The sequence below is a fragment of the Pedobacter sp. 05L430 genome (assembly GCF_056397585.1).
Genome location: NZ_JBFTNT010000158.1, coordinates 1 through 11551, shown reverse-complemented (window position 1 = coordinate 11551; position 11551 = coordinate 1). Strand labels below are relative to the sequence as shown.

11 protein-coding genes, 4 tRNA genes and 2 pseudogenes are annotated in these 11551 nt (G+C 37.4%); 7 read left to right on the top strand and 10 right to left on the bottom strand.

The window, feature by feature from the left end:
* The 5 genes and pseudogenes from AC1DG9_RS17830 to recR form a co-directional block, all read right to left on the bottom strand.
* The coding region (locus tag AC1DG9_RS17830; protein WP_477634984.1) for a pyridoxal-phosphate dependent enzyme at nt 1–372 on the bottom strand (372 nt) is incomplete at its 3' end.
* A 32-nt stretch (nt 373–404) separates the two neighbouring features.
* Entirely contained in the window at nt 405–1034 is a 630-nt protein-coding gene (locus tag AC1DG9_RS17825; RefSeq protein ID WP_288880914.1) for a phosphoribosylanthranilate isomerase, read from the bottom strand.
* On the bottom strand, nt 1034–2023 hold the full coding sequence (gene trpD, locus AC1DG9_RS17820; RefSeq protein ID WP_477634983.1) for an anthranilate phosphoribosyltransferase: 990 nt from the start codon (nt 2021–2023) through the stop codon (nt 1034–1036). Before trpD ends, AC1DG9_RS17825 begins: the two co-directional genes overlap by 1 nt.
* A gap of 243 nt (nt 2024–2266) precedes the next feature.
* Nucleotides 2267–2860, bottom strand: a pseudogene (locus tag AC1DG9_RS17815) (SDR family oxidoreductase); the annotation flags it as partial.
* Nucleotides 2861–2865: 5 nt separating this feature from the next.
* Nucleotides 2866–3483 (bottom strand): recombination mediator RecR, encoded by a 618-nt coding sequence (gene recR / locus AC1DG9_RS17810; RefSeq protein WP_172660506.1) that lies wholly within the window; start codon nt 3481–3483, stop codon nt 2866–2868.
* A 117-nt stretch (nt 3484–3600) separates the two neighbouring features.
* Here recR and AC1DG9_RS17805 point away from each other — a divergent pair, with 117 nt between their 5' ends.
* Nucleotides 3601–5079, top strand: a complete 1479-nt coding sequence (locus AC1DG9_RS17805) for a sodium:solute symporter (protein WP_477634982.1) — start codon at nt 3601–3603, stop codon at nt 5077–5079.
* Between the two features lie 20 nt (nt 5080–5099).
* Nucleotides 5100–5807: an LOG family protein gene (locus tag AC1DG9_RS17800; RefSeq protein WP_288880910.1), complete on the top strand. Its 708-nt coding sequence runs from the start codon at nt 5100–5102 to the stop codon at nt 5805–5807.
* On the opposite strand, the gene arsC is transcribed toward AC1DG9_RS17800, so the two are convergent.
* The 4 genes from arsC to AC1DG9_RS17780 form a co-directional block, all read right to left on the bottom strand.
* The gene (gene arsC, locus AC1DG9_RS17795; RefSeq protein WP_288880907.1) at nt 5804–6157 is read right to left on the bottom strand and encodes an arsenate reductase (glutaredoxin); all 354 of its coding nucleotides are present in this window, start codon (nt 6155–6157) and stop codon (nt 5804–5806) included. The genes AC1DG9_RS17800 and arsC overlap by 4 nt on opposite strands.
* Nucleotides 6158–6163: 6 nt before the next feature.
* Nucleotides 6164–6754: a DUF502 domain-containing protein gene (locus AC1DG9_RS17790; RefSeq protein WP_477634981.1), complete on the bottom strand. Its 591-nt coding sequence runs from the start codon at nt 6752–6754 to the stop codon at nt 6164–6166.
* 19 nt (nt 6755–6773) lie between these two features.
* Nucleotides 6774–9233: a bifunctional UDP-N-acetylmuramoyl-tripeptide:D-alanyl-D-alanine ligase/alanine racemase gene (locus AC1DG9_RS17785; protein ID WP_337715218.1), complete on the bottom strand. Its 2460-nt coding sequence runs from the start codon at nt 9231–9233 to the stop codon at nt 6774–6776.
* Nucleotides 9234–9306: 73 nt separating this feature from the next.
* Complete coding sequence (locus AC1DG9_RS17780) at nt 9307–9993, bottom strand: substrate-binding periplasmic protein (protein WP_172660512.1); 687 nt, start codon at nt 9991–9993, stop codon at nt 9307–9309.
* A gap of 238 nt (nt 9994–10231) precedes the next feature.
* On the opposite strand from AC1DG9_RS17780, the gene AC1DG9_RS17775 reads away from it, so the two are divergent.
* The 5 genes from AC1DG9_RS17775 (at nt 10232) to AC1DG9_RS17755 (ending at nt 11306) form a co-directional block, all read left to right on the top strand.
* Nucleotides 10232–10723 carry a regulatory protein RecX gene (locus AC1DG9_RS17775; protein WP_172660513.1) on the top strand — a complete coding sequence of 164 codons (492 nt, stop codon included), beginning with the start codon at nt 10232–10234 and terminating at the stop codon, nt 10721–10723.
* 133 nt (nt 10724–10856) lie between these two features.
* A tRNA-Gly gene (locus AC1DG9_RS17770) sits at nt 10857–10929 on the top strand.
* Nucleotides 10930–10994: 65 nt separating this feature from the next.
* Nucleotides 10995–11079 (top strand) — tRNA-Leu (locus AC1DG9_RS17765).
* A gap of 21 nt (nt 11080–11100) precedes the next feature.
* Nucleotides 11101–11173, top strand: a tRNA-Gly gene (locus AC1DG9_RS17760).
* Nucleotides 11174–11221: 48 nt separating this feature from the next.
* Nucleotides 11222–11306 (top strand) — tRNA-Leu (locus AC1DG9_RS17755).
* A 49-nt stretch (nt 11307–11355) separates the two neighbouring features.
* Here AC1DG9_RS17755 and AC1DG9_RS17750 read toward each other — a convergent pair.
* Nucleotides 11356–11551, bottom strand: a pseudogene (locus AC1DG9_RS17750) (NADP-specific glutamate dehydrogenase); the annotation flags it as partial.

Below are 11551 nucleotides of genomic sequence, written 5' to 3'. Positions count from 1 at the left end.
CACTGTAGCAGTAGCCACACCATGTTGTCCGGCACCAGTTTCGGCAATAATACGTTTCTTACCTAAACGTTCTGCAAGCAATATTTGACCAATGGTGTTATTGATCTTATGTGCACCCGTATGATTCAGATCCTCACGTTTCAGAAAAATATTTGCGTTATATTTTTGCGATAATCGTTTAGCTAGATATAGTGGCGAGGGCCTGCCGACATAATCTTTAAGTAACTGATGAAATTCCTTCTGAAAGTCTTTATCCTCAATAATTTTAAGATAATTCTGTCGTAATTCTTCTACATTCGGATATAGCATTTCCGGAATATAAGCTCCGCCAAAATCTCCGTAGTATCCTTTTTCATTTACAAAATAGTTCATAGTCTTGTTCTTAAATCCTTGGTTGAGTAAACTCAATAGGACAACATATTTTTAAAGTCAATCAATTTATCTATATCCTTTAGCCCAGGCTCCAATTCAAACTTGCTATTAATATCAATAGCATAAAAACGCACATCTTTTATTCTGTTTATTTCATCAATACTTTCCAAATCAATTCCCCCACTTAAAAAGTATGGTTTATCTAACACATATTTTTGAAGCAACTCCCAGTTAAAAGTCCTTCCTGAACCTCCATGATCGGGAGTCTGGGTATCAAATAAAAAGTAATCAACTGAATCAGCATATGCTTCCAACTGCTCAAAATCAAATTGTTCATCAATTCCAAACGCCTTTATTACTTCTATATCTAATAATGCTTTTAGCTGGCTACAATAATTAGCAGATTCGTTTCCGTGTAATTGAACAGCATATAGTCCATATTCCAAAACCCGTTCAACCACTGTTCTAAGCTCTTCATTTACAAAAACACCTGTTTTTTTGATATTAGAAGGCAGATCCTTAACAAACTGAGCTGAAAGATCCGCAATAAATCTTTTTGAGCCATTATAGAAAATAAATCCCATATAATCAGGCTGCAAGTCTGCCACCATTTCGATGTTTGATGGCACCTTCATTCCACATACTTTCAGTCTCTTATCCATTACCTTGATATTAAGTTTTTAAAACTATTCAAAGCATTCTTGCTCATTAAAGAAGCCTCTGCTTCATAAAAACAATCCGCAAAAGATTTAGTGTTATCTATTGTCTGAATAGCAAGTGYAGCATTGCAAAGCACAACATTTCGTTGAGCATCGGTACATTCATCATTAAGCACACTCATAAAAATCTTTGCTGATGATTCAACCGTATCCCCTCCTTTTATTTCCTGCTCATCAATCTGTGCAAACCCAAGATCAGCAACGGTTACCAACGATTCTCCATTTTTACTAAAAGTTTTAAAATCGCAAGTCAGCGAAACCTCATCAAAACCGTCCACCGCGTGCAGTATCGTATAGTTTTTATCAGTATCCTGATATAAATAAGCATACAACCTGGCTAGTTCGAGACTAAACACGCCTACAATTTGATTTTTAGGTTGTGCTGGATTAACCATTGGTCCAAGCATGTTAAAAAAGGTTTTAACTCCTAATTCTTTACGTATAGGCGCAACAATTTTCATKGCCGGATTAAACAACGGGGCATGKAWAAARCAKATCCCTGCKGTATCTAAACTGCGTTTTAAAATATCCTGTTCGTTAGTAAATGTATAACCCAGGTACTCCATAACATTTGAAGAACCGCAGCCAGATGACACACCATAGTTACCATGCTTAGCCACTTTGTGACCTGCGCCAGCCACAACAAAAGAAGCAAGTGTAGATATGTTAAAGGTGTCTTTACCATCACCTCCTGTTCCACAAAGATCTACAAGCTCATAATCTGAAAAGTTCAGTTTCACACAAAGATCAAGCATAGCATCACGAAAGCCTTGAAGCTCAGCAACAGTAATGTTCCGCATCCCATACGCCGTAATAAAAGCGGCAATCTGCGAAGTATTAAATTCGCCTAAGGCAATAGAAGTAAGTATCTTTTGTGCCTCTGCTCTACTGAAGGTTTTGTTTTCAAATAGGTGGTTAAGTATTTTCTTCATGTTATTTTCTTCTTAAAGAAGTTTTTCAAAATGTCGTAAAACAAAAAAGGTTGCCTTAAGCAACCCTCAAAATATTTTTATATAAAATAAAACGTTCAAAACGGGGTTACACTACGCTATTGCGTTGTGCCACCACCAGTTGTTAAGTCCGTTTGTAAGTATCATTAAAGCAAATATGGAATTGTTTTTGCAAAGCAGCAAATCTTTTATCAAAAAAAATAAAATTTATTACTTCTTTGCAGGGCGAGCCAATGCTGTAACCCGAATATTAGAAGCCGTAAAACCAGGGCAGGCTACCATCACATGAACACCGGTTTTAAGTAATTCGGTCCGCAGTGACTCCATAAAACCATTCATGGCAAACTTGGAAGCAGAATAACCGGTACGACCAGGCAAACCACGATACCCCGCGATTGATGATACCCCTATTACACTGCCTTGTGTTTTTAAAATCTCGGGCAGCGCATATTTAGTGCAATAAACCGTACCCCAGAAATTCACATCCATCAGGTTTTTCAATACAGACAAGTCCAGATCATTGAACAATGCACGCATAGATAAGCCCGCATTATTAATTAATATATCTATCTTACTGAAAGTGACTAAGGCCTGCTTAACAAGCACTTCACATTCTTCTTCTTTACTCACATCTACCTGAACTGCAATAGCTCTTATGCCATATCTTGCCTCCAGATCGGCGGTAATTTCGCAAAGTGTAACATATTGTCTGGCACCAAGAACCAGGCTAGCACCGCGTTTAGCAAACTCTTCAGCACATGCTTTTCCAATACCAGATGATGCACCCGTAATTATGACTACTTTATTCTTAAAATCCATTCTAATTATTTAATTAATGAGTTTTCATAAGGTACTCTGGTAATAATAGACCTTCCCAGTGTGATCTCATCAGCATACTCCAACTCACCTCCAAAGGCAATTCCTCTGGCAATCGTGGTAATTGGTATTTGAAAATCTTTAAGCCGTTTATACAAATAAAAGAGTGTAGTATCACCTTCCATTGTGGCGCTAAGTGCCAGTATTATTTCTTTTACGGGAGTTGTAGCGACCCGCTGTACCAATGAATCAATAAACAGATCAGATGGTCCTACTCCATCCATTGGAGATATTAAACCGCCAAGCACATGATAAACGCCAAAATATTGAGAAGTGTTTTCCACAGCCATAACATCTCTGGTATCTTCTACTACACAAATCACTTCCTTTTCGCGCTTAGGTGCTGAGCATATTTCGCAAATATGGTTATCAGAAATATTATGACAAATGCCGCAGTGCTTAATTTCTTTTCTAAGCCTTACAATTGCATTTCCAAAATGCTCCACTTCCTCCTGCTCTTTATTTAATAAATGCAGAACCAACCTTAAAGCTGTCTTTTGTCCAACGCCAGGTAACTTCGAAAATTCGTTAACAGCGTCCTCAAGCAATTTAGAAGAAAAGTTCATCTTACAAACTTAGATAAATTGTGAATGTAAATTTATATTTATCTCCTGATATTTAATTTTTATAAGTAGAAACTCATGAGGGTTTCTTACATTTAGAATCTTAACTAATCATAAAAAATGAGTCCAATTATACTTTTGTCTTTTCTGCTCGGTTACTTTGCACTGCTAATAGGTGTATCCTATTTTACATCCCGAAACAACTCCGACAACGCTTCATTTTTTATAGCAAACAGAAATTCAAAATGGTACCTGGTAGCGTTTGGAATGATTGGAACGGCTCTTTCCGGCGTTACTTTCATTTCCGTACCCGGAGCGGTAGGTAAAAGCGAGTTTGGCTATTTCCAGTTTATACTGGGTAATGCTGTCGGTTTTGTCATTATCGCCACGGTACTATTGCCTTTATATTATAGGTTAAACATCATTTCTATATATACCTATCTTGAAAGGCGTTTAGGCTTTTGGAGTTATAAGAGTGGTGCTGTTATCTTCTTAGTTTCGCGTACTATTGGCTCATCTTTCAGACTCTACCTTGTTGCTATCGTATTGCAAAAATTCATATTCGATGCCTGGAATGTCCCTTTTTGGCTCACCATCGTTATCTGTCTGGTGCTTATCTGGCTTTATACCCATAAGGGAGGATTAAAAACCATTATCATTACCGATACCTTACAAACCGTATTCTTACTCCTGTCTGTGGTGCTATCTATCATTTTTATTGCAAGGTCTTTAAACCTGGATATTGCCGGCACTTTTGAAGCGGTAAAAAACAGCAGCTATTCAAAAATCTTCTTTTGGGAAGATTTTATGGGCAGTAAAACGCACTTTATTAAACAATTCCTTGGGGGTATTTTTGTAACCATTGCCATGACTGGGCTTGATCAGGACTTAATGCAAAAGAACCTGAGCATGAAAACAATAGGTGAAGCGCAAAAAAACATGTTCACCTTTACTGCGGTTTTTGTTGTAATGAACATCTTCTTTTTAAGTGTAGGCGCTTTATTGTACCTATTTGCAGCAAAAAATGGAATTGATGTGGCTGCATTAAAAACGCCAGATCACCTTTACCCTGAAATTGCGTTAAATTACCTGAATGTTATTCCCGGCATTATTTTCATGCTCGGATTAACCGCTGCAACATTTGCGACAACGGACTCGGCATTGACTGCTTTAACCACTTCATTTTGCGTAGATTTCTTACATTTCGATAAAAAGGCTGATCAAAACGACCCAAAACTGGTAAGTAAAAGACATTATGTGCATGTTGGCTTTTCAATATTAATGGTTCTTGTGATCATGGTTTTTAAACTCATTAATGACGATTCTGTTGTGAACGCGATATTCAAAGCAGCCGGATATACTTATGGTCCATTGGTAGGATTATTCGGTTTTGGTATGCTGACTAAAAAAGCTGTAACAGATAAGCTTGTACCTTATATCTGTATCGTCTCGYCAATACTATGCTATATAATAGATATAAATTCTTTAAACTGGTTTAATTACGCCCTGGGTTTTGAGCTTATCATATTAAATGGCCTGATTACGTTTATACTTCTTTGGATAACTGGGAAACAAACTACAACCCAGACCAAATTTTAAATATTATAATACCTATTAGAATGACAAGTGAAGAGAAAATAAGAAGCGCATTTGAGAACAAGAACTGGCAGGAAATAAAAGTTACCGACTCCTGGCAGATTTTTAAAATAATGGCCGAATTTGTTGACGGTTTTGAAAAGTTGGCAAAAATAGGCCCATGCGTAACCATTTTTGGATCGGCAAGAACTGCTGAAACAAATAAGTATTACCAAATAGCTGTTGAGTGTGGCAAACTGCTAACAGACCGTGGCTACGGAGTTGTTACTGGCGGCGGACCCGGTATCATGGAAGCAGGGAATAAAGGTGCACATACAAATGGTGGCAAGTCAGTTGGTCTAAATATAGAATTGCCTTTTGAACAATTCCACAATAAGTACATTGACCATAACAAGCTCCTTGAATTTGATTATTTCTTTGTAAGAAAGGTAATGTTCATGAAATACTCGCAAGGCTTTATTGTTTTACCCGGCGGTATGGGTACCATGGATGAGCTTTTTGAAGCAATAACACTTATACAAACAGGTAAAATTGCAAGATTTCCTATTGTGCTTATAGGTAAGGATTATTGGAGTGGATTAGTGGACTGGATAACCAGCACTATGCTAAACAAGGAGCATAACATTCATGCAGAGGATTTAAACCTATTCAGACTAGTTGATACGGCCGAAGAGGCTACCGAGCATATTTTCAGATTCTATGAGAAGTATGTTCTAAAACCGAATTTCTAGACAGGCTGTTGAAGAAAGTCATAAATTTTTTCTGATGGTCTTGCTATAACGGCGAGATCATCAGAAACTAATATCGGACGTTCTATCAATATTGGATTTTCAACCATTGCTGCGATCCATTCGTCATCAGAAAGATCTTTCCCTTTATAATTCTCCTTATAAAGAGCTTCTGATTTACGCACGAGCTCAGGAGGAGCAATTCCTAATTTACCGACAATAGTCTGCAATTCTTCAACAGTAGGAACGGTTTCCAGGTAATTGACCACTTCAAATTCCTTTCCGCTATCTTCCAAAATAGTTAACGCACACCTGCTTTTACTACATCTATTATTATGATAAATTTTGATCATATTATTTTAGAAATGGCTAACTCMGCCAGATACAACCAACTTCATGGCATCCGCAGCACTCATATTTAACGACTTAATCTTTTCGTTTTTAACAACGTAAACCTGACCGGCAAAAGAGTACGAAAATGGGAAATAAACAATTGCCTCTCCAGGAAGTCCTATTGATTTAAGATCAGCCTGAGTAAGAAAGCCTATCCTCTTTAAATCTCCTTCAACCTCTACAAGCACCGGGTGATTAAACTTCTTCTCATCGCCTACAAATGCTTCAGTAAGATCTTTAATAGATGAGTAAATAAACTTTACCACAGGAAGCCTGTCTAAAGCTTTTTGAAACCAGTTGTACATTGGTTCAGTAACAAAGTTAGTTACAAAAATTCCTGCAGCCAGGATAATGGAAATTACCAATGCTAAGCCTAGTCCGGGAATATTTCTGCTTGCCCCGGTTCTTGGATCTACTCCGAGAATATTGTTTACATTTAACCAGCTGTCTACCGTAGTAACAGCCCAAATCACAATAAAAATACTTAGTGCAATAGGCAGCACAATCAACAACCCTTTAATAAGGTAATTTAACAACGCCCTACCAATTCTATTCATGATGCAAACTTAGATAAAACTACTCATAAAAATACACTCGTTTTACCCTTTGAGATACATTTGTTAATATTTCGTAGGGTATGGTATCTATTTGTTTTGCTAACTCAGAGATGGTAAGCTTTCCATTAAAAACGATCACCTCATCGCCCGTTTTCACGTCTAAACCAGTTACATCCAACATGCACATATCCATGCATATCACACCAACAGTAGGTACAAGCTGACCGTTAATCAGCATTTTACCAACGCCATTTCCAAATTTACGGTTATATCCATCGGCATAACCAATTTTAACGGTTGCGATCATGCCTCCATTGGGCAGAGCACCCCTTCTGCTATAACCAACCGTTTCATTAGGTTTTATAGGCTTTACCTGAGTTACTGTAGTTTTTAAAACTGCTACAGTTTGGAGCCCTTTATTATGAAATAACCCTCCGTCAAAACCATACAGTCCAATTCCAAGTCTAACCATGTCCAATTGGGCCTCGGGGTGACGGGAAATCCCTGATGTATTAGAAATATGCCTGATAAATGAGTAGCCTATTCCATCCTTAATCTTATCTGCCGCGGCCGTAAATCTTTCCAATTGATGTGCCGTAAATTCATCATGTTGGGGGTCATCGCTTCCAACCAGATGAGAAAATACAGAAATCACTTTTACTTTCTCGGTTTCATTTAATTGTTGTAAAAGATCTGCCAATTCCGGTTCTTCAAAACCTAGCCTGTGCATTCCTGTTTCTATTTTGAGGTGGACGGGATAATTTTTCACATTTTCACTTAGAAAACTGATAAAGCTTTTTAGAATATCCAGATTATAAATTTCAGGTTCCAGCTTGTGCTTAACTATAGCGTCGAAAGCAGAAGGTTCAGGACTCATTACCATAATAGGCATAGAAATACCTCCTTTTCTAAGCGCCACTCCCTCATCTGTATAAGCTACAGCCAGATAATCAACCTTATGGTATTGTAACAGGTTGGCAATTTCAAAACTACCACTACCATAAGAAAAAGCTTTTACCATTGCCATAACTTTAACGCCAGGTTTTACTTTATTTCTATAGAACTGCAGATTGCCTGCCAACGCATTTAAATCGATCTCCAGAACCGTATCGTGTATCTTTTGGGTAATCAGTTTACTGATCCGGGCAAACTCGAACCTGCGGGCTCCTTTAACTAAAATAGTTTCGTTACTAAAATGAAGAGATGGAAAGTTCTCGATAAAAGCTAATGTGCTATCAAAAAAGGAAGTTTCCATATCAAATAGCTTTGCAGCGGCAGAAATATGGGGTCCAACCCCTATCAGCCTGTTTACATTCTTTTGCTTAAGCAGGGCGGATATCTCTGCATACAGGTCCTCATCACTTTTCCCCGTCTCATACAAATCAGAAAGTATAAGAGTCTTTTTAGGGTGCTGGTTCTGCAGGTTTAAAAAATCAAGTGCAATGGCCAATGAGGAAATATCGGCACTATAAGAATCATCAATAACTGAACATTGATTGATTCCATTTTTCAGTTCCAAACGCATGCTAACAAGTGTCAGCTTTTCTAACAAAGCATCTGTTTGCTGAGGTGTGTAATTCAATGCAAGCAAGGTGGCCCAGCAAATAACACCATTCTCAAGAGAAGCTTTGTCGCTGAACGGAATTAAGCACTCTATTTCTTCGCCTTTAAACTTCGCTCTTATATAATTCCTGCCATCTATTGGCTCTATAAATAAAATCTGTAGATCTGCTTTTTGTTTAAAGCTCCAGGAGAATTTTGATTTGCCTGGTAAATCATCTAAACTTAATCCCTCAGTATATTCCGGAGAATAAATAAACAACTCAGCATTTTTAAAGAGCTTTAACTTTTCGAGCAGCTTTTCTTTAACGGAAGAAAAACCTTCTGCATGTGCTTCACCAATATTGGTTAAAATACCTATTGTTGGTTGTATAATTTCGGCAAGGCTATCCATTTCACCAGATTTGGAGATACCTGCTTCAAATATCCCCATGGTATGGTTCTCTTCAATTTCCCATACAGAAAGAGGCACACCAATTTGAGAATTAAAACTTTTCGGACTTCGAACTATATTAAAATCAGCTGCAAGCAATTGATACAACCACTCTTTAACTATAGTTTTACCATTGCTTCCGGTAATCGCAATTGTTTTTAGTGTATGATGTTCACGGTTGTATTTTGCTAAAGTTTGAAGCGCAACTAATACATCAGCAACCAACAGGACATTAGCATCAGGAAAACTACCAATGTAATCCTCATCACTGATTACAAAATTCTTAATTCCATTTGCATAAGCATCTTTAAGGTACTCATGCCCATTTCTTTTTGCATTCAAAGCAAAAAATAAAGACTCATCCGGATCAATTACGCTTCGGCTATCAATTACCAATTTGGTAATTATAGCCTGATCATTGGCTATGTATGATTTTGCACTTAAAATGCCGGCAATAAGAGAAATGGAATAATTGGGATTGCTCATGCCTCAAAATTAAACTTTTTTAAAGAAATGAATGAGAGCTCGTTCTAAAAGTATGGTCTTTATATGAGCTTTTCTAAAACTGAATATCAGTGAACCATTTCTTATAAATCGTCTGATAGGTTCCATTCTCCTTTAAAAGACCCAGAACTTCGTTAAACTGATCACGAAGCTGAGTATCCCCTTTTTTCATGGCAATCGCATATTGAGAATCTGTTTTAGGCAGATACATCCCTACTTTTAGTTTTTTGTTTTTTTGTAAAAACCCGCCTGCAATTGGTGAATCATCGATAAGCAGGTCTATTTTTCCTGCTTGTAACTTTCTGTATAATTCTTTGTTTGTTTCGGCATGTACCATATTGTTGCCCGGGAAATTAACATGAACATATCGCTCTGCCTCGGTTGCTTCTCTGATACCGATTGTTTTATTTCTAAGGTCATTTATGTCCTTTATGTCATCATCATTATTAACTACAGCACATAATCTAAAATGCAGATAGGGATTACTGAATTCAAGGATATGCCTCCGCGAGGGTGTAACCGTTACTGCAGAGCAGATGAGATCCAGCTCCCCTTTAAACAGCTTTTCGAGAATGGTTGCCCATAATGAAACTTCGTACTCTACCTCCAGATCAAGATGTTCGGTTATGGCTTTCATTAAGTCGACTTCGAAACCTTCAAAATTTTCAGAATTGTAATCTGAATGCATAGGAAATGGCGCTGCAGAATCTAATCCGACTTTCAATATTTTTTTTGGTTCCATAGAAGGAGAGTTAACTAAATGACATCCGAACGAAGCTAAAATACGCCTTTTCAGCAATAATTTAATAAAAAAACCCTAAAACAAACAAAATGTTTGAGATAATTAGCGCTTTTTACTCATTTACAAGACATTAAAACCCAGCCCAATGAAGATTTTGATAAAAACACCGCACTTAAATAAGAAATTCTTGTTTAAACATAAATCACACTAATGACAAGCACATTTTGTAATATTGTAAATGCTCGATTCATCAAAAAAACAAACCGTAAAGTTAGATAAGAAAGCGGCTTTGGCAAAAGCTGAGCACTACTGTGCTTATCAGGAAAGATCTCAGCAGGAAATCAGAAACAAACTTTATGAATGGGGGCTTTGGAAAAATGAGGTTGAAGAAATTATTTCCGAACTTATACAGACAAACTTTTTGAACGAGGAGCGCTTTACGATGGCTTACGTTTCTGGTAAATTTAAGATAAAGAAATGGGGAAAGATGAAAATCAAACAGGGCCTTAAATTGAAAGGGGTAACTGAAAAGATGATTTTGAACGCGCTGAAAACAATAGATTATGATGAGTATTTAGAAACTATACTCGTTTTAGCGAATAAAAAGTTACCCTCCATTAAAGAAAAAGACGATTACAAGAGGAAATATAAGCTTACTTCTTACTTAATGGGGAAGGGTTTTGAAAGCGATTTAATCTCGGAAGTACTAAAGACCAATGGCTTAGCTTAACCGCAGCATTTTTTATAAAAAATAACTTGACGGTAATACAAAAGTATTTATATTTGCAATCCCAAACGGAAACAAGGTTATTAATTATTGTTTTAAAAAGGGAATCATTGGATAATGATTTAATGAAACCAATGCGAAAGTAGCTCAGTTGGTAGAGCACGACCTTGCCAAGGTCGGGGTCGCGAGTTCGAATCTCGTCTTTCGCTCTAAAAACCTTTACAGGTTTTTAAGTAAACAGTCATCATTTCAACAGATATTGAAATAAGACTATGCTCAGATGGTGGAACTGGTAGACACGCAGGACTTAAAATCCTGTGACCTTAAAAGTCGTGCGGGTTCGATTCCCGCTCTGAGTACAATAAAACAACAATACCAACGCGAAAGTAGCTCAGTTGGTAGAGCACGACCTTGCCAAGGTCGGGGTCGCGAGTTCGAATCTCGTCTTTCGCTCAAAATGCCTTCAGTAGAAGGCATTTCATTTTAAAAGGTTATTCACCTGCTCAGATGGTGGAACTGGTAGACACGCAGGACTTAAAATCCTGTGACCTTAAAAGTCGTGCGGGTTCGATTCCCGCTCTGAGTACAAAGCCTCTTTACTAAATGTAAAGAGGCTTTTTTATTGGCTCAGTGTATTATACAATGCCTTGCGCTATCATTGCATCAGCAACCTTAACGAAACCTGCTATATTTGCTCCTTTACCATAATTTACATAGCCATCTTCTTCTTTGCCATATTTAACACAATTCTGATGAATCTGAGCTATAATTATTTTTAGTTTAATATCAATTTTTTCGCGATCCCATGAATAACGAAGTGAGTTCTGCGAC

Bases quoted from the DNA above. Each gene is read 5' to 3' on its own strand.
- arsC (WP_288880907.1), bottom strand. From the start codon at position 6,157: ATGATCAAAATTTATCATAATAATAGATGTAGTAAAAGCAGGTGTGCG.
- AC1DG9_RS17825 (WP_288880914.1), bottom strand. From the start codon at position 1,034: ATGGATAAGAGACTGAAAGTATGTGGAATGAAGGTGCCATCAAACATC.
- AC1DG9_RS17785 (WP_337715218.1), bottom strand. From the start codon at position 9,233: ATGAGCAATCCCAATTATTCCATTTCTCTTATTGCCGGCATTTTAAGT.
- AC1DG9_RS17780 (WP_172660512.1), bottom strand. From the start codon at position 9,993: ATGGAACCAAAAAAAATATTGAAAGTCGGATTAGATTCTGCAGCGCCA.
- recR (WP_172660506.1), bottom strand. From the start codon at position 3,483: ATGAACTTTTCTTCTAAATTGCTTGAGGACGCTGTTAACGAATTTTCG.
- AC1DG9_RS17775 (WP_172660513.1), top strand. From the start codon at position 10,232: ATGCTCGATTCATCAAAAAAACAAACCGTAAAGTTAGATAAGAAAGCG.
- AC1DG9_RS17800 (WP_288880910.1), top strand. From the start codon at position 5,100: ATGACAAGTGAAGAGAAAATAAGAAGCGCATTTGAGAACAAGAACTGG.